The organism is Litoreibacter meonggei, assembly GCF_003663885.1.
Taxonomy (GTDB): Bacteria; Pseudomonadota; Alphaproteobacteria; order Rhodobacterales; family Rhodobacteraceae; genus Litoreibacter; species Litoreibacter meonggei.
On record NZ_RCCE01000004.1, the window covers coordinates 390802 to 406784 of the forward strand.

Below are 15983 nucleotides of genomic sequence, written 5' to 3' on the forward strand. Positions count from 1 at the left end.
CGCAAGAGGGGGGTATGAGAACGGCCATGACAGCAAGCACCGAGCCCAGCCTGATCCGCCTTGCCCGTGCCAGCGGCGAGGACAGCCCCGTGGAGCCTTTGAACCTAGGCGCACGGGTGCGGGAGTTGCGCAAGGCGCGCAACTGGACGCTGGAGCAGGCGGCGAAGGAAGCGGGGCTGGCGCGGTCCACCCTGTCGAAGATCGAGAACGAGCAGATGTCACCGACCTTCGAGTTGATGAAGAAGTTGGCCGAGGGGTTGGGCATCGGTATGCCTCAGCTGTTCACTCCGCCACAAAAGGCGCAGGTCAATGGCAGGATGGATGTGACGCGTGTGGAGGAGGGAGCGACGCATGTAACACCGACCTATGAGCATGAATTGCTGTCAGGCGGGCTGACCAAGAAAGCGATGTTGCCCTATCGCGCGCGCATCCGTGCACGCAGCATGGACGAGTTCGACGGCTGGGTGCGCCATGACGGGGAAGAGTTTCTGTACGTGCTGACAGGCTCCGTGCGGTTGTTCACCGAATTCTACGAGCCGGTGGAGATGAAGCGCGGCGACAGCGCGTATTATGACGCCTCGATGGGGCATAACGTGGTGTCGACCAGTGCGGAGGATGCGCTGATCCTCTGGGTGACGTCGCTGGGGTGAGGTCGGACCCCTCCGGGGGGAATATTTTTGCCAAGATGAAACCTAGTGGCGGTTTTATTTGCGCCCGAAGAGCCAGCCGAGCAGGGGGATGGCGATCAGGGTAGTGAGCAGTTGCACCACAATAAAACCCGGCGCGTGAGAGGGCAGGATGCCCGCGAAGGTATCGGTCAGGCTGCGCGCGATGGAGACCGCCGGATTGGCGAAGCTGGTGGAGGCCGTAAACCAATAGGCGCCCGTGATATAGAGGGCCACAAGGGTCGGGACCGAGTCGGCGCGGGCGGCGAGGCCACCGAAGATCACGAAGAGCAGGCCGAACATGGCAACCGCCTCGGCGCTCCATTGGCCAATGCCAGCGCGCGCCGTTGTGGAGAGCTGCAAGAGCGGTAGATCAAACATCAGATGGGTGATCCAGACGCCGAGTATGCCACCTGCGACCTGTGCGGCGACATAGGCCAGCGCCAGTTTCGGGGTGATTTCCCACCGCATCAGAAAGGCCAGCGTCACCGCAGGGTTGAAATGCGCCCCCGAAATCGGGCCGAGCACGGTAATGATCGCATAGAGCATGCAGCCGGTTGCGATGGCATTGGCCAGCAGCGCGATGGCGGTGTTCCCACCCGCGAGGCTTTCGCCCATGATGCCGGAGCCCACGACGGAGATCAGCAGCAGCGCGGTGCCGAGTGCCTCGGCGACAATTTGGCGCGCGATCATGGGGTCCCTCCGATGCGTCTGAGCCGATTGTGACGGCATACTGCGACGGCGTTGGGCTTTCAAGGCATCGACGGGCGTCCCGTCACGCCGAATGCGCCTTGAACGCTGCCACCGCCGACGCATGCGCAGCGGCGCGCACCTCATCCGCCAGCGCGGAGTCGGGCAATGTGCGCGCCAGCACCATCCCGCCAACGCAGAGTGCCGCGATGGACAACGCCTCGCGGCGGTTGTCGGGCGCGTCAGCAGCCATATTGGTTTCGAACAACCACACCATCGCGGTCAATAACTGCTGGAACGACTGCTGGACGTCCTCACTTGCGCGCGCCACATCAGAGGGCAGGGCAATCATCGGGCATTGGCCGTCGCGGTCTCCCAGATGTTTGTCTGACAGGTAGGCGTCGATCATATGAACTGCCATTTCCGGATTGAGGTTGGTCACATCAACCCCGGCCTCTTCGCGCCATTGCGCCCCGCGTCCTGTCAGAAAACCCGAGACCGCGGCGCTAAAAAGCGCCTCTTTCGTCTTGAAGTGATTGTAGAACCCGCCGCGTGTGAGGCCGGCATTCTCCATAATCATATCAATTGTGACCGATCTGAAGCCGTGGCGGTTGAAAAGTATTCGCGCTGATTCAACAATTTTCTCGCGTGTCTGTTCTTTGTGGCTGGCACTATAGGGCATGAGGTTCACTCCAATTCGTGCCGATCATAGCAGGGCATTTAATATGTTCTTTAACATATATTGATCTGTGCCAGCTTCGTGTCGAACCCCTCAAACAGGAGACGACACATGACCAAATTTGTACTCGCTTTTCACGGCAAACCAGACTTCCAGAGCAAGGAAGAGGGTGCCGCCCATATGGTGGCATGGAAAGCATGGAGCGACGGGTTGGGCGATGCGGTCGTCGACCCCGGCTTGCCGGTTGGCCCGTCGATGACCGTGACCGCGACCGGCGTGGAGGAAGGCGGAGGCTCAAACCCGTTATCAGGGATCACCATCATTCAAGCCGACACAATGGAGCAGGCGATCGCCATGGCGAAGGGTTGCCCGCATCTGAGCGGGACCGGAACGATCGAAGTCGCCGAAGCGATGCAAATGGACATGTAAGGAGCCAGCTCTATGACCTCACTTTTTGACATCGCCCCGTATCTGTCGGCGTATCACACATCCTTTCTCGTTCTGGCCGGCTTATCGCTGGTGACCTTGGTCCAGAATTTTGCGACGGCGCCCTTGGCCTATGTCCGCGAGGAACAAGTCCCCGGCATGCCTCTCAGACACGACCATTCCAAGCTCAGCTTTCGGGCGGTGCGCACCTATGCAAACTCAGCCGAGACGTTTCCTGCCTTTGGCTGGGCGCTGCTTGTGGCGATTGTTGCCGGATCATCGCCGATGCTGGTCAACTGGTTGGCCGGTGCGTATTTCGTGTTCCGCATGGCATTCTGGGCGATCTATTACAGTGGCAAAGGGCGGATCGTCGGTGGCCCTAGAACCCTTGCGTTTGTTGGAGGGCTGCTGGCCAATATTGCACTTGCCTGCACGGCGATTTGGACCTTGCTCACGTGATCTGTTCGCGGCGGTTGTAGCTATTCGAACATCGCGCGAAGATCGACCGTAGACGTCTCGTTCAGGTCGTCAAAATGGGCGTCGAGAAACGCACCCGCTGCGTTGCGGCCTGCCAGCTTCAGTTCCTGAATCACAAAGGGGGTTGGTATCGATTTAGTCGCCACCGACAACTCGTTCATAAGCGCGTCATCGGAAATCATATGCACCAGCACATCCTTCATTGAGCCTTGTGTTACCTTGCCGCTGGTGATCAGGTCACGCACAAACTGCACCGCGCGCAACTCGCGAAACAGCGAGCCGTTGAAGCTGATCTCGTTGATACGGTTCTGGATTTCAGTCGCTTTGCGCGGCAGGTCTTCGCGGTGAAGCGGGTTAATGTTGACGATAACCACATCCGCCGGAAACTCCGGCTCGAACAGCGGAAATAGAGCGGGATTGCCCATGTAGCCGCCATCCCAATATGCCTCGATCCGGTCAGTCTTGGGATCAAATATCTCCACCGCCTGAAAGATCGTCGGTAAGCAGCCGGAGGCCAGAATAGCGTCCGTATCGGTGTCATCATGATCGAAGATCCGGATTTTGCCGGAACGCACATTGGTGGCGCAAATGAACAGGTCCGGGCCTTCCTTGGCGCAGACCTCGTCAAAGTTCAGCTGCTCCACAATCGGGCGAAGGGGATGCGCGTAGAGCAGGCCCAGATTATAAGGGCTGGCCATGCGGCTGAAAATGTCGATGGCTTGATAAAGCGGCGATGCCCCCACCGCGTGACTGACATTGCCCGGGGTCACGCCGTGCATCCAACTGTGCAGGTGGGACTGGTCCGTGGCGCCAATCTCGCCCCATAGCCAGTCAAGCTTGGCCTTGCCGCCGTCTGCTCCGCCTTCAAGCAAGCCGGATTTCAACGCCGCTCCGTTTAATGCACCGGCAGAGGTTCCGCTAATCGCAGCGATTTCGATCCGGTCATCTTCTAATATCCGGTCCAGAACGCCCCAAGTGAACGCTCCATGCGCGCCGCCGCCTTGCAGGGCGAGGTTGATGCGTTTGCGGGTCATGATCTGCTTTGTGCGTTCACAACGCGGTCCAGCCGCCATCAACCGAAATCGTCGTACCCGTGATCTGCGTCGCTGCGTCCGAGCACAAGAAAGTGGCCACGCCGCCCAATTGCTCGGTCGTGGCGAACTCTTTGGAGGGCTGGCGCTGCAACATGACTTCTTTGATCACCGTTTCGCGGTCCATGTCATATTTCTTCATCGTGTCGGGGATTTGGCTCTCGACCAATGGCGTCATCACGTAGCCAGGACAGATGGCGTTGGCTGTGATCGGCTCTTGTGCGGTTTCCAGAGCCACTACTTTTGTCATACCGACAACGCCATGTTTTGCGGCCACATAGGCGGATTTATACGGAGAGGCGGTCAGGCCATGGGCGGACGAGATGTTGATGATCCGGCCCCAACCTGCCGCGCGCATCATAGGCAGGGCAACGGCGGTGGTATGGAACACCGAGTTCAGCATGATCGCTATGATTGCGTCCCATTTTTCCACCGGAAACTCGTCAATCGGGGCCACGTGCTGGATGCCTGCATTATTCACTAGGATATCGCACTTTCCAGCAGTCTCGATCAGGCGGCGCGCGTCATCGCCTTTGGACAGATCGGCTTGGATATAGCGGGCCTCGTTGCCGGTCTCTTTTGTGATCTCGGCAGCCAGTGCGTGATCTTCGGCATTGTCAGTGTAAGAGTTTAAAACCACATTCGCGCCAGCCTTGGCCAACTCCCGCGCGATACCAAGACCAATACCGGAATTGGAACCCGTGACGACGGCGGTTTTATCTTTGAGCGGGGTCGGGTGCGACATGAACGTGGTCCTTTGACGTAAATCTTTGCGCCAGACATATCTTGCTGCACCTGCGAAATGAAGGGCCAAAGCCGGCTCTGTCGCGGAGTTTACCAAATATTGGCGGTTTGCAGCGATAGGTGACGGTATGAAAAATCCAATTGTCCCTGATTCCGCCCCGCAGCTCGCGTCAAATATCACATTGCCTGTCGCCCAATTTGAAAGCCCAGATACCCCACTGGTGGGCGGGAGTGGTGATGACATCCTTATCGGGACTGAGGCCAGCGAAACGATCCGTGGCGGCGATGGTGACGATTTCATCCAAGGGGAAGGGGGCGACAACGAGTTATGGGGCCAAAATGGTGACGACCGCATGCAGGGCGGCACCGGTCAGGACCGGCTGAATGGCGGCAATGGCGATGACAACCTTGATGGCGGGGACGGCGATGATCTTGTGGCTGGGGGTGCCGGGAACGATGCCCTGCGCGGCGGGTCGGGCGATGATCGGCTGTATGGTGGTGCCGGAAACGATCGTGTCGAGGGAAATCGTGGTGACGACAGACTTTACGGACAGGCAGGCGACGACGTTCTAACCGACACCGCAGGCAACAACCACCTCAGCGGAGGGGCAGGGAACGACGTGCTACGGGTCGGGCTTGGGGATGATCGCCTTGATGGTGGCACAGGTGACGACACGCTCTATGGATTCGGAGGTCGCGATACGCTGAAAGGCGGCGCAGGGGCGGATCAGTTCATCTTTGTCACGGATGGGCTGGAGGGGGATAGCGAGATGATCGTCAACGATTTCTCCTGTGGTGAGGACAAACTGGCGTTGGATTTCATGCTGGACGAAGAGATGGCTGACGTGATGGCGCTGTTTCTGGCCCACGCGACACAACACGGGCCAAGCGTAGTGTTCGGGATGCCAAGCGACTTACTAGCCGACTCGACCGGCTTGACGATCAGATTGCGCGGTATCGCTTTGGATGATCTGACGGCGAATGATTTTCTGGGGGTGGATTCGAATCTGCTCTGACGCGTGGTCCGAAACCATATCCGGCCCGCAAAGCCAAAAAAAAACGCCAGCACGAAGCTGGCGTTAAGTTATTGAGGCAGGTTTCATACAGGCAAGAAACCTATCGAGCAGTGGGACCTTTATAAGCATTTGACCGCCACCCGCCAAGCTAAAAGTTTGAAAAGGTTGGAAACCCTGCGTAGCATGAGGATCAAATAGAGCAGGGCGCCGAAGGATTGTTACCGAAATGAAGTCAAACTATTTCCAAACCATGCGCAATGGACTGGCCAGTGCTGCAATCCTTGCAGCCAGCACCGCATTTGCCGAGCCTCAGCATGGCATAGCTATGTATGGTGACCCCGCGCTTCCACCAGACTTTGTGTCTCTGCCATACGCAAATGCCGATGCGCCCAAAGGCGGCAAGATCGTCACGGGCGAGGTTGGCGGGTTTGATTCGCTGAACCCGCATATCCGCAAAGGACGGGTGCCATGGCAGCTGCGCTTCCTCGCATATGAAAGCTTGATGGGCCGGTCATGGGACGAGCCTTTCACCCTGTACGGGCTTCTGGCGGAAACCGTGGAGACCGATTCGACGAATCTCTGGGTGGAATTCAAGCTGCGGCCAGAGGCCCGATTCTCGGATGGCAGCCCGGTAACCGCCGAAGACGTGATCTGGTCCTACGAGACCTTAGGCACCAAAGGCCATCCGCGCTATGCCGGATCTTGGGCCAAGATCGAGACATCCGAAGTAACGCCAGAGGGAAAAATTCGCTTCACTTTCAAAGAGCCGGACCGCGAACTCGCCCTGATCATGGGGATGCGCCCGATCCTAAAGAAAGCGCAATGGGACGGTGCCAGCTTTGAAGAGAGCGGACTTGATACGATCCCGATTTCCTCCGCGCCTTATGTCATCGACGACTTTGAGGCGGGCCGCTTCGTGTCCCTCAAACGCAATCCCGACTATTGGGGAAGTGACGTTCCGTTCCAGCGCGGCACCAATAACATTGATGAGTTGCGGATGGAGTTCTACGGCGACGCCACAGCCATGTTCGAAGCGTTCAAGGCGGGCGAACTGAACACCATTCGCGAGACCAGCACCGCCAAATGGGCGCAGCAATACGACTTCCCGCGCGTCACCAACGGGCAGGTGGTGAAATCCGAGATTCCGCACCAGCGCCCCACGGGCATGAACGGCTTCGTGATGAACACGCGCCGCGACATCTTCAAGGACTGGCGCGTGCGCGAGGCGATGTTGCAGGCGTTCAACTACGAATTCATCGACGAGAAATTGAACGGTGAAGAAGGGCTGCCGCGCATCGCGTCCTACTTCCACAACTCTGTTCTGGCGATGGAGAATGGCGAGGCAACCGGCAAGGTCGCAGAGCTTCTGGAGCCCTACAAGACCACGCTTTTGCCGGGGACATATGAGGGCTACACGCTGCCGACAGGCAACGGATCAGCCCGCAACCGCGCTGGCATCCGCGAGGCGTCGCGCCTGCTGGAAGAGGCGGGCTGGGTGGTGAAAGACGGCGTGTTGACGGGGCCGGACGGCCACCCGTTCGTTTTTGACATCCTGCTCAAGCAAGGCAGCGCGGAGCACCAATCCATCGCCAATATCTACAAAGAGCATCTGGAGCGCTTGGGCGTTTTCCCGACAATCACCGTGGTCGACAGCGCGCAGTATCGCGAGCGCACCGACGCATATGACTTTGATATGACGCACTTTATTCGCGGTCTATCCCTAAGTCCCGGCAACGAGCAGATGTCCTACTGGGGCAGTGACGGGGTGGTCAGCCCGGGATCACGCAACCTGATGGGGATGAACAGCCCTGCGGCCGAGGCGATGATCCAGACGATGTTGACCTCGGAAAGCCAGGAGGATTACCGCGCGGCGGTCAAAGCGCTAGACCGCATCCTGACGGCAGGGCGCTATGTGGTTCCGCTGTGGTATTCCAACGTCTCGATGCTGGCCCATGACGCGAACCTGAAATTCCCCGACACGCTGCCGGTCTATGGCGACTGGATCGGGTTCCAGCCGGATGTGTGGTGGTCGGAGTAAAGAGGCACATATCTTATGGCAGGGCAGGTTCCCAAAGTTCTATCGGGTTTCCTTCTGTGTCGTGAATACGGGCGAACCTTCCGACACCCTCCATAATTGAGAGCTCACCGCTTTCCACACCTGCCTCGTTCAACTCCGCAATCGCGGCATCGAGATCGCCGACCCGGAAGTTCAGCATGAACGCCCGGTCTTTCGGGAAATAATCGGTGTCTTGGTCAAACGGTGAAAAGACGGTCAAACTCGGCTCTGTGATCCAAGGTGTCATTGTCGGCGAGGTCGGGACTGGGTCGATCCCAAGGTGCTTTTGATACCATGCAGCAAGAGCGCTTGGGTCTTTTGACCTGAAAAACACGCCGCCGATTCCCAGAGCTTTTACCGTGCGGTTTCCACTTCATGTCGCTACGATGGAGTTTTAGTTGAGCAGAAATGCGAATCTACGGCAAGTCCGCCGGATCACTTTGCGTCGTCGTTTTTCAAAGCGGAACAGCTCGCTACTGCGCCGCCAGCTCCGCCGGAGGCTGTGACGGGTCTTCCTTGTTGGGGTAGACCAGCCCTGCCGAGATCACCAGCTTGGCCGCGTCTTCGACGGTCATATCCAACTCGATTATGTCGGCCTTGGGCACGAACAGCAGGAAGCCGGAGGTCGGGTTGGGCGTGGTCGGCAGAAAGACGGACATCAGCCCGCCCTCCGTCGGGATGCCATGGGCGACCTCGCCCTTGGCAGTCGTGGATATGAAGGCAATCGCCCAGATGCCGCGGCGGGGATATTCGACCAGACAAGCCTTCTCGAACGAGGTTTCGCGCTGCGAGAACACAGTCTCGGCGATCTGCTTCAACCCGTTATAGATGGAGCGCACGACCGGCATGCGATCCACGAGGTTCTCGCCGAACCGCAGCAGGGACCGACCCAGAATGCCCTTGCCCATCCAGCCGATCACCATGGTGAACAGCAAGAAGAACACCACACCCACGCCGCGCAGGTTGATGCCGATATATTGCTCGGGGCGGTAATGATAGGGGACGAAAGGCAAGACCCAACTGTCGATCCAGCCCACGACGCTCCAAGTCAGCCACATGGTCAGGCCGATAGGTGCAATGACCACCAGCCCAGCCAAAAAGTTGCCGCGCATGCGCGCGAACAAACTCGCCTTGCGAGGAGGCTTTTTGTGGTCAGGATCCAAATCGTCCAGCAGCATCGGCGCGTCAGGTCTTTCTTAGTGTTGCTTTAACGTATGTATGGCTCCGCATCCCATCCGACAAGCAGCCAGTGAAACAAGTCGTCAATTCGCCCCGATTTGGGTCAGGTTTTGGGCTATTTCCGCTGCCAGACGTGCATTGTTGAGCACAAGCGCGATATTTGCGTCCAGTGACGCGCCATTGGTCAGCTCGAAAATACGCCCCAACAGGAAGGGGGTGACGGATTTGCCGTCGATCCCTTGTTCCTCGGCCTCTTGCAACGCTTGCGCGATGATAGGTGCTAGGGTCGCGGCGGGGATTTCGGCGAAGGCGGGGATCGGGTTAGCCACCAGCTGCCCGCCGGGCAAACCCAGAGCGGCCCGCATCCGGTGCGCTTTGGCGATGCTGGCGGCGTCATCCATGCGCAAAGGGGCTGCAAGGTCGGACTCGCGGGACCAGAAGGCGGGCAGGGTGTCTTGACCATAAGCGATGACGGGCACACCAAGGGTTTCCAAGACCTCCAGCGTTTTTGGCAGGTCGAGAATGGCCTTGGCCCCTGCGGCAACCACGGTGACCGCAGTTTGGGACAATTCTTGCAGGTCAGCAGAGATATCGAAGCTGTTTTCCGCGCCGCGATGCACACCGCCGATGCCGCCGGTGGCGAACACCTCGATACCGGCGAGGCGCGCGGCGATCATCGTGGCGGCGACGGTTGTCGCGCCTGTGCCACCCGTGGCGATGCAGGCGGCCATATCGGCGCGGGACAGCTTGGCAACATCCTTGGCTTGGCCCAGCGTCTCCAACTCGTCCGAGGTCAGCCCGATATGGAGCTGGCCTGCGATGACCGCGATGGTCGCAGGCGTGGCCCCTTGGTCGCGAATGGTTTGCTCGACCTTGCGCGCGGTCTCCACGTTTTGCGGGTAGGGCATGCCGTGGGTGATAATCGTGCTTTCAAGCGCCACGACGGGCGTGCTTGCGGCTTGGGCCGCTTCAACCTCGGGGGCGTAGTGCAAGGGGATCAATAGCTGTCTCCGGAAATATAGGTGGCGGTTGCGGTCATGGCGTTTTGCAGCGCGGCTTCTGGTGTGGCACCTTGGGCTTCGGCGGAGATATGCGCCGCCATGAAGGTGTCGCCTGCACCGGTGATGCGTTTCACCTGCACTTTGGGTGGCGTGAAGGTTAACAGTTTGTTGCCCACGGCCAGCGATGCGGCCTCTGCGCCGTTGGTGACCAGCGCGCGGTGCAACCCTTTAGCAAGCAAGGCCGTGGCAGCGGTCGCACTGTCATTGAATGTCGTGCCGAGCAACAGCCCCGCCTCCTCAAGGTTCACATAAAGCGTGGCGGTGGGGTGGGCCAGAAACGGGCGCAAACGTTCGGCCTTGCCGGGAGAGGCGGGGGCGAGGCGCAGGTCGGCTTGCGCGAACGCAGCATCGGCAGCAATCTGGGTGAGCAGGTCGACGGTCAGGTTTCCGTCCAATGCGACAAGCCCAGTCCAACCGGACAGCGCGGCGGTCACTGGCGCGAGGATTGCTTCGCCGGCTTGCTCCAGCGAATGAGCGTCGGCGATGGCTGCTATCAACCCGTTGCGACCCTCGATGGCCATGTAGCGGTCGGTGGGCAGGTCGTCGGGGCGGTGGATGTGGTCGGTGACCATGGCCATGCCCGCACAGGCGCGCAGTAGCTCGTCGCCTTCGGCATCACGCCCGATCGCGGTCAACAGGGCAGGGGTCATGCCATAGGCTTGCAGCGCCATGGCGATATTCATCGCGACACCGCCCGGCACACGGGTGATGCGACCGGGGCGATCATGGCCGCGTTCCATCTCGTGGTCGTGGCGTCCGATGATGTCCCACAGGACCGCACCGATGCACAGGATGTCAGGTGTCTTGCTCATGGCCATCTTCAAATCAGGCCATGAGCGGGGGTTCAAGAGGGCATCTTAGTAAACCGCCTCGTCACTCGTGTCGTCGGTCGGACGTTCAGATACTTCTTTTGCCACAGTTTCGGACGCAGCCGGAGGAGGAGCCACTGCGATAGCCGCCGCCGTAGGTGCTGCGCGCGCCGTAGCTTCCTCGACAGCGCCGCAAACTCTGGAGACATGACGCGGTAGGTCATGCGGTGCTACGCCCACAGCGTTGGCCAGATAGGCCACCACACGCCGGTCACGGTAGAAGATTTTGCGGGTCAGCCCCTCCGAACCCATGCGGATATCACGAGAGTCGCCTTGGGTGACAATACGAAGCACTGGCTGGTAGACGCCGGGGCTGGTTTGGACATTGCAACGCATGGCTTCCACGGCAAAGGCAGGAGCGGTGGAGACCGCTGCGGCAAAGATCGCGAGAATGGCAGTTTTCATAATAGTTACTCCAAATACGGGTTAAGAACCCAATCACGCTGCGCCCGCACAGATGCGATGACTAGGGTGGGGGCGTCGAATGCATGGCATTTTCACCCTGTTCTCACGCATCACTCACCTTTCGGCGCCCAAACGGGCCTTTGGGGCTTGCAGCACAGGGGGGCTTGGGGTATCTGGCGCTCACTTCGCAGGCGGGGTCGGGCCGATTGGGGGAGAAATCCCATGACGTCCACCGGTTGAGGCAAACGCCTCTGACACCCCGCTGAGGCTTAAACCGGAAAGGAAAACGGACATGGCTTTGCCAGAATTTTCGCTCCGTCAGCTACTTGAGGCTGGCGTTCACTTTGGTCACCAAACCCAACGCTGGAACCCGCGTATGGCCCCGTATATCTACGGCGCCAAGAACGGTATCCACATCATGGACCTGACCCAAACCGTCCCCATGCTGGACCAAGCGCTGCAAGTTGTGCGCGACACCACAGCAAAAGGCGGCCGCATTCTGTTCGTCGGCACCAAGCGTCAGGCTCAACGCCCGATCGCCGAAGCCGCAGAGAAATGCGCACAATATTACATGAACCACCGCTGGCTCGGCGGCACGCTGACCAACTGGAAAACCGTGTCCAACTCGATCAACCGTCTGCGGTCCATCGACGAAGCTCAGGAAAACGGCTTCACCGGCCTGACCAAGAAAGAGCGTCTGGGCATGGAACGTGATCAAGGCAAGCTTCAGGCATCCTTGGGCGGTATCCGCGAAATGGGCGGCGTTCCTGACCTGCTGGTCGTGATCGACGTGAACAAAGAAGATCTGGCCATCGCGGAAGCGAAAAAGCTGGGTATTCCGGTTATTGCCGTGGTTGACACCAACTGCTCGCCAGACGGCATCGACTACCTGATCCCGGGCAACGACGACGCATCGCGCGCCATCGGCCTGTATTGCGATCTGGTGGCTCGTGCGGCGCTGGACGGCATGCAAGCGCAAATGGGCGCTGCTGGCGTTGATCTGGGTGCCATGGAAGAAGCGCCAGCTGAAGAAGCTGTTGCTGCTCCTGCAGAGGCACCTGCTGAAGGCTAAGCCTTCCGCACGCTAATCTATTGCCCGAAGGCCGATCGCGGCCTTTGGGATAATCCCACCTCTATTCAGGAGAACCAAGATGGCGATTACCGCTGCAATGGTGAAAGAACTGCGCGACTCGACAGGCGCAGGCATGATGGACGCGAAAAAAGCGCTGACCGAAACAGATGGCGACATGGAAGCCGCTGTTGACTGGCTGCGCACCAAAGGTTTGGCGAAAGCTGCCAAAAAATCCGGCCGGACCGCTGCCGAGGGCCTTGTGGCCGTTAATGTGGCGAACGGCGTTGGCGTTGCCGTGGAAGTGAACTCGGAAACCGACTTCGTTGGTAAGAACGCCGAATTCCAAGCTATGGTTGCTGGCGTGGCTGAGGTCGCGATTGGCGCCTCGAACACCGAAGAGTTGGCTGCTGCCGACATGGGTGGCAAGTCCGTAGCTGACGTGATCACCGCCAAGGTCGCCACCATCGGCGAAAACATGTCCCTGCGCCGCATGGCGCGCCTTGAGGGGCCACATGTTGTATCCTACGTGCACAATGCTGCCGCTGACGGCATGGGCAAGATCGGCGTTCTCGTGGCCCTGTCCGGCGACAATGATGCGTTCGGCAAGCAGGTCGCCATGCACGTGGCTGCTGTAAACCCGGCATCGCTGTCCGAAGCTGACTTGGACGCCTCCGTTGTTGAAAAAGAGAAAACCGTTCAGATGGACATTGCCCGCGAAAGCGGCAAGCCAGAAGCGGTGATCGAGAAGATGATCGTTGGCCGCATGAAGAAGTTCATGGCCGAGGTGACCCTGCTGAACCAACAATTCGTGGTGAACCCTGACCTGACCGTCGGCGCGGCCGCCAAAGAAGCTGGCGTGGAAATCACCGGTTTCGTGCGTCTGGAAGTTGGCGAAGGCATCGAGAAAAAAGTAGAGAACTTCGCGGACGAAGTTGCAGCCACGCTGAAAGGCTAAGCCCCTTTTCTACATCTGAGAAATTGAAAACGGCGCGAGGGTAAAACCCTTCGCGCCGTTTCTTTGTTGTCAGACCCCCACGCTGGGGATTGATGCGGGCCCGACAGGGAGGAGAGCTACCATTCACCGAAGGCTGTCGAGACCTTCAGAAATGTGCGCCAACCGAGTTGCCCCGACCGGCAGCAGCCTTGGAAATGCAAGGTGCACCCTAACATATGCCTCACGGTCGAAACCGTCACTCATAAGGCATAGAAAAACTATCGCGCCGCGCCGCGGAAAATCAAAGTATGGCTTTCCATACCTCAACGAGACCGCCGCATCGCATATGATCTATCCGCGCAAATTTTCTGAAGGTCAGTTTGCTGCGAACGCCAAGAGAGTAGGGGGCTCGCGCCCTAGCGTTCGATCAAGAAGAACTGGTTCTGGCTAGACGCTTTGAGAATGGCTTGGGCCGTGGTGTCCACATCCAAGGTCTCGCGCGCCAAGCGCAGGTGTTTTTCAATAGTCGCGGGGTTCAGCCCCATGATGGTCGCAGTATCCTGAATGGTCTTGCCATCCGCGACCCATTCCAGCACCTCGCGTTGCCGCGCCGTGAGCGGGCGCCGTTGGCCCGTTGTGTGCGGCAGCTGAGTGACCTTAAGATGCATGATTTTGTTGGCCAGCTCCAGATCGTCACCATACTTGTCCCAGATTGCGTCCACATCATCCTGGCTAAGACCACGTCGCGCAGTGAGCCCTGTCGCACCTTTGGCGCGCAAAGATACGTCGTGGAAGCTGACAGTGTACCCTGCAGTGACATCTAGCCTTTGGTTCAGCGCCACAACCTCCATTTCGCCCGGTGAAAGACGCCCCGACATGGCAAGCTCTTGCATCATCCGCCAACTGCAAGCGCCGACGTTTTCAGCCGCCCACGCCACCATAGGGCCTTGGTAATAGGCACCGTCGCCGACGAAATGCTCGACATAGGCCGCGTCATGATTGGTCAGGATCAGCGCATCTTGCAAATCGCCCAGCGTTGTTCCGGTACGAAAGCGCGTGTAGCCATAGACTATCCGGTCGAACCCGAACTCCGCCATTTTCGCCGTATGGAGCGACCAGACCTCTTCAAGTGAGTTGCTCGCAATGATGGTACTTAGGTGATCCTGGATCATGCTCCCGTACCTAGATGAGTGGCCAGCGCGTCCAGCGCGAGCACGTAGCCTTTGGCACCAAATCCCGCAATCTGCCCCAACGCAACAGGGGCTATGTAGGATTTATGCCGAAACGCCTCGCGCGCATGAATGTTCGATAGATGAACTTCAACGACAGGCAATTCCACTGACGCGATCGCATCCATCAGGGCAACAGACGTATGAGTAAAGGCGCCAGCATTCACCACGATACCACGATGTGTGCCTTTTGCCGCGTGAATTGCGTCAATCAACACGCCCTCGTGGTTTGATTGTAAGCAATTTACCTTTATTCCCAAAGACTTACCGTGCGCTTCGCACAATTCTTCAACGTCAGCCAATGTGACGGAGCCGTATACTTCCGGCTGACGGGTTCCCAGCAAATTCAAATTTGGCCCATTGAGGACTAGCACAGACGTCATCGACGGTTCCTTGGAATTTCGACTGAATACCTACGGCTTGGCGGGCCCGCTGTCGAGTAGTTTACACCTAAACATCCAATACTTCTCGACACTGCGTCGTAGGTGCACTGGTCTGGCGGGGCATTATCTCAAACACGAACATTATTTCGTAGCCTTCGATGCCATGTACGCGACTGTCGCCCAAGTTCATTTTATAGTGTATCCTACGGAAATTGGGGGGTATTTCTTGTTGATAGTTAGGTGTTCTGGTACCAAATTTGGACGTTCAGCGAGCAAATTTCCAGTCTTCTAAACGCAGGCGATGCATCAGCAATGTGGGATAGTTTTGCTCACATTCGGGCAGCAGAGGGACGAAGAGCCATGAGAATCCGACCAACACTGCCCGACGACATAGCTGCCTTGCAGGTTGTGCTCAACGAAACAGAACTTTTCCCCAGTGAAATGCTCCCTGATATGGTGGGCAATTTTTTATCTGATGAGGAAAGCTCCGACATCTGGCTAACATGCGAAGCCAAAGGCAAGCCCGTCGGCTTCTGCTACGCAGTCCCAGAGGAGCTTGCAGAGGGCGCATGGAACATGCTTGCTGTCGCAGTTCTTCCGTCAGAGCAGGGTGGCGGTTGTGGTGGTGCTATCGTCAAGCATTTGGAGACCGCGCTAAGAGAGTGCGGACAGCGCATTCTGATAGCAGACACATCAGGCACGGACGACTTCGCACCAACACGCAACTTCTATCGTAAGAACGGTTATTCCGAGGAAGCGCGTATACGGGACTTCTGGGCGGCGGGAGACGACAAAGTCGTATTCTGGAAGTCGCTGAGTTAAACAGTTCAGTGATTTAGTTACGGTATGTGTCGCAGTGGGCAAGGTTCTGTTTTAGTGCCGAATTTGCGTTCGTGTGTGCATCTCAGTCAGTGTGAACTCACGCTGAAGCGCAGTTCCTGATTTAACCTTTTACTCCAATCGGTTCCGTAACTCCATCAGTTCGCTTTCAAACACCTCTAAGGGTG

At 58.3% G+C, this 15983-nt stretch carries 19 protein-coding genes; 8 read left to right on the top strand and 11 right to left on the bottom strand.

The genetic code is table 11. The features are described 5' to 3' along the window. The first annotated feature begins 26 nt into the window (after window positions 1-26). On the top strand, window positions 27-650 hold the full coding sequence (locus BCF46_RS13840) for a helix-turn-helix domain-containing protein (RefSeq protein WP_121025304.1): 624 nt from the start codon (window positions 27-29) through the stop codon (window positions 648-650). Between the two features lie 54 nt (window positions 651-704). On the opposite strand, the gene BCF46_RS13845 is transcribed toward BCF46_RS13840, so the two are convergent. Further along, a complete protein-coding gene (locus tag BCF46_RS13845) occupies window positions 705-1358 on the bottom strand; it encodes an aquaporin (protein WP_121025307.1) in 654 nt (217 codons plus the stop codon). Between the two features lie 82 nt (window positions 1359-1440). After that, the gene (locus BCF46_RS13850) at window positions 1441-2037 is read right to left on the bottom strand and encodes a TetR/AcrR family transcriptional regulator (protein WP_121025309.1); all 597 of its coding nucleotides are present in this window, start codon (window positions 2035-2037) and stop codon (window positions 1441-1443) included. Window positions 2038-2145: 108 nt separating this feature from the next. On the opposite strand from BCF46_RS13850, the gene BCF46_RS13855 reads away from it, so the two are divergent. After that, window positions 2146-2463 (top strand): YciI family protein, encoded by a 318-nt coding sequence (locus BCF46_RS13855; protein ID WP_121025312.1) that lies wholly within the window; start codon window positions 2146-2148, stop codon window positions 2461-2463. A gap of 12 nt (window positions 2464-2475) precedes the next feature. Then, a complete protein-coding gene (locus BCF46_RS13860) occupies window positions 2476-2919 on the top strand; it encodes an MAPEG family protein (protein ID WP_121025315.1) in 444 nt (147 codons plus the stop codon). Window positions 2920-2939: 20 nt separating this feature from the next. On the opposite strand, the gene BCF46_RS13865 is transcribed toward BCF46_RS13860, so the two are convergent. Continuing rightward, complete coding sequence (locus BCF46_RS13865; protein ID WP_121025439.1) at window positions 2940-3971, bottom strand: patatin-like phospholipase family protein; 1032 nt, start codon at window positions 3969-3971, stop codon at window positions 2940-2942. A 16-nt stretch (window positions 3972-3987) separates the two neighbouring features. Continuing rightward, a complete protein-coding gene (locus tag BCF46_RS13870) occupies window positions 3988-4773 on the bottom strand; it encodes a 3-hydroxybutyrate dehydrogenase (RefSeq protein ID WP_121025318.1) in 786 nt (261 codons plus the stop codon). Between the two features lie 127 nt (window positions 4774-4900). Between BCF46_RS13870 and BCF46_RS13875 the strand changes: the two genes are divergently transcribed. Then, window positions 4901-5788 carry a calcium-binding protein gene (locus tag BCF46_RS13875; protein WP_121025321.1) on the top strand — a complete coding sequence of 296 codons (888 nt, stop codon included), beginning with the start codon at window positions 4901-4903 and terminating at the stop codon, window positions 5786-5788. A gap of 226 nt (window positions 5789-6014) precedes the next feature. Next, a complete protein-coding gene (locus BCF46_RS13880) occupies window positions 6015-7826 on the top strand; it encodes an extracellular solute-binding protein (protein ID WP_121025324.1) in 1812 nt (603 codons plus the stop codon). 13 nt (window positions 7827-7839) lie between these two features. On the opposite strand, the gene BCF46_RS13885 is transcribed toward BCF46_RS13880, so the two are convergent. The 5 genes from BCF46_RS13885 to BCF46_RS13905 all read right to left on the bottom strand — a co-directional run bounded on the left by BCF46_RS13885 (window position 7840) and on the right by BCF46_RS13905 (window position 11358). Next, window positions 7840-8178, bottom strand: coding sequence for a VOC family protein (locus BCF46_RS13885; RefSeq protein ID WP_245990146.1), 339 nt, complete (start codon window positions 8176-8178; stop codon window positions 7840-7842). Window positions 8179-8317: 139 nt separating this feature from the next. Continuing rightward, entirely contained in the window at window positions 8318-8956 is a 639-nt protein-coding gene (locus BCF46_RS13890; protein WP_245990147.1) for a DUF502 domain-containing protein, read from the bottom strand. A gap of 150 nt (window positions 8957-9106) precedes the next feature. Beyond that, window positions 9107-10024: a pseudouridine-5'-phosphate glycosidase gene (locus tag BCF46_RS13895; protein ID WP_121025334.1), complete on the bottom strand. Its 918-nt coding sequence runs from the start codon at window positions 10022-10024 to the stop codon at window positions 9107-9109. After that, window positions 10021-10896: a PfkB family carbohydrate kinase gene (locus tag BCF46_RS13900; RefSeq protein ID WP_121025337.1), complete on the bottom strand. Its 876-nt coding sequence runs from the start codon at window positions 10894-10896 to the stop codon at window positions 10021-10023. Before BCF46_RS13900 ends, BCF46_RS13895 begins: the two co-directional genes overlap by 4 nt. A 45-nt stretch (window positions 10897-10941) precedes the next feature. Beyond that, the gene (locus BCF46_RS13905; RefSeq protein ID WP_121025340.1) at window positions 10942-11358 is read right to left on the bottom strand and encodes a hypothetical protein; all 417 of its coding nucleotides are present in this window, start codon (window positions 11356-11358) and stop codon (window positions 10942-10944) included. A 292-nt stretch (window positions 11359-11650) separates the two neighbouring features. Here BCF46_RS13905 and rpsB point away from each other — a divergent pair, with 292 nt between their 5' ends. Beyond that, entirely contained in the window at window positions 11651-12430 is a 780-nt protein-coding gene (gene rpsB / locus BCF46_RS13910; protein WP_121025343.1) for a 30S ribosomal protein S2, read from the top strand. Window positions 12431-12509: 79 nt separating this feature from the next. Then, a complete protein-coding gene (gene tsf, locus BCF46_RS13915; RefSeq protein WP_121025346.1) occupies window positions 12510-13385 on the top strand; it encodes a translation elongation factor Ts in 876 nt (291 codons plus the stop codon). 395 nt (window positions 13386-13780) lie between these two features. Here the strand turns inward: tsf and BCF46_RS13920 are convergent, their stop codons facing one another. Further along, the gene (locus BCF46_RS13920; protein ID WP_121025349.1) at window positions 13781-14536 is read right to left on the bottom strand and encodes a LuxR family transcriptional regulator; all 756 of its coding nucleotides are present in this window, start codon (window positions 14534-14536) and stop codon (window positions 13781-13783) included. Then, entirely contained in the window at window positions 14533-14976 is a 444-nt protein-coding gene (aroQ, locus tag BCF46_RS13925) for a type II 3-dehydroquinate dehydratase (protein ID WP_121025352.1), read from the bottom strand. The genes BCF46_RS13920 and aroQ overlap by 4 nt, the downstream gene beginning before the upstream one ends. Window positions 14977-15336: 360 nt before the next feature. On the opposite strand from aroQ, the gene BCF46_RS13930 reads away from it, so the two are divergent. Then, a complete protein-coding gene (locus BCF46_RS13930; protein ID WP_121025442.1) occupies window positions 15337-15798 on the top strand; it encodes a GNAT family N-acetyltransferase in 462 nt (153 codons plus the stop codon). Window positions 15799-15983: the final 185 nt, after the last annotated feature.

Bases quoted from the DNA above. Each gene is read 5' to 3' on its own strand.
- BCF46_RS13900 (WP_121025337.1), bottom strand. From the start codon at position 10,896: ATGAGCAAGACACCTGACATCCTGTGCATCGGTGCGGTCCTGTGGGAC.
- BCF46_RS13840 (WP_121025304.1), top strand. From the start codon at position 27: ATGACAGCAAGCACCGAGCCCAGCCTGATCCGCCTTGCCCGTGCCAGC.
- rpsB (WP_121025343.1), top strand. From the start codon at position 11,651: ATGGCTTTGCCAGAATTTTCGCTCCGTCAGCTACTTGAGGCTGGCGTT.
- BCF46_RS13880 (WP_121025324.1), top strand. From the start codon at position 6,015: ATGAAGTCAAACTATTTCCAAACCATGCGCAATGGACTGGCCAGTGCT.
- BCF46_RS13870 (WP_121025318.1), bottom strand. From the start codon at position 4,773: ATGTCGCACCCGACCCCGCTCAAAGATAAAACCGCCGTCGTCACGGGT.
- BCF46_RS13855 (WP_121025312.1), top strand. From the start codon at position 2,146: ATGACCAAATTTGTACTCGCTTTTCACGGCAAACCAGACTTCCAGAGC.
- BCF46_RS13905 (WP_121025340.1), bottom strand. From the start codon at position 11,358: ATGAAAACTGCCATTCTCGCGATCTTTGCCGCAGCGGTCTCCACCGCT.
- BCF46_RS13930 (WP_121025442.1), top strand. From the start codon at position 15,337: ATGAGAATCCGACCAACACTGCCCGACGACATAGCTGCCTTGCAGGTT.
- BCF46_RS13865 (WP_121025439.1), bottom strand. From the start codon at position 3,971: ATGACCCGCAAACGCATCAACCTCGCCCTGCAAGGCGGCGGCGCGCAT.
- BCF46_RS13920 (WP_121025349.1), bottom strand. From the start codon at position 14,536: ATGATCCAGGATCACCTAAGTACCATCATTGCGAGCAACTCACTTGAA.
- aroQ (WP_121025352.1), bottom strand. From the start codon at position 14,976: ATGACGTCTGTGCTAGTCCTCAATGGGCCAAATTTGAATTTGCTGGGA.
- BCF46_RS13850 (WP_121025309.1), bottom strand. From the start codon at position 2,037: ATGCCCTATAGTGCCAGCCACAAAGAACAGACACGCGAGAAAATTGTT.
- tsf (WP_121025346.1), top strand. From the start codon at position 12,510: ATGGCGATTACCGCTGCAATGGTGAAAGAACTGCGCGACTCGACAGGC.
- BCF46_RS13845 (WP_121025307.1), bottom strand. From the start codon at position 1,358: ATGATCGCGCGCCAAATTGTCGCCGAGGCACTCGGCACCGCGCTGCTG.
- BCF46_RS13860 (WP_121025315.1), top strand. From the start codon at position 2,476: ATGACCTCACTTTTTGACATCGCCCCGTATCTGTCGGCGTATCACACA.
- BCF46_RS13890 (WP_245990147.1), bottom strand. From the start codon at position 8,956: ATGCGCGGCAACTTTTTGGCTGGGCTGGTGGTCATTGCACCTATCGGC.
- BCF46_RS13875 (WP_121025321.1), top strand. From the start codon at position 4,901: ATGAAAAATCCAATTGTCCCTGATTCCGCCCCGCAGCTCGCGTCAAAT.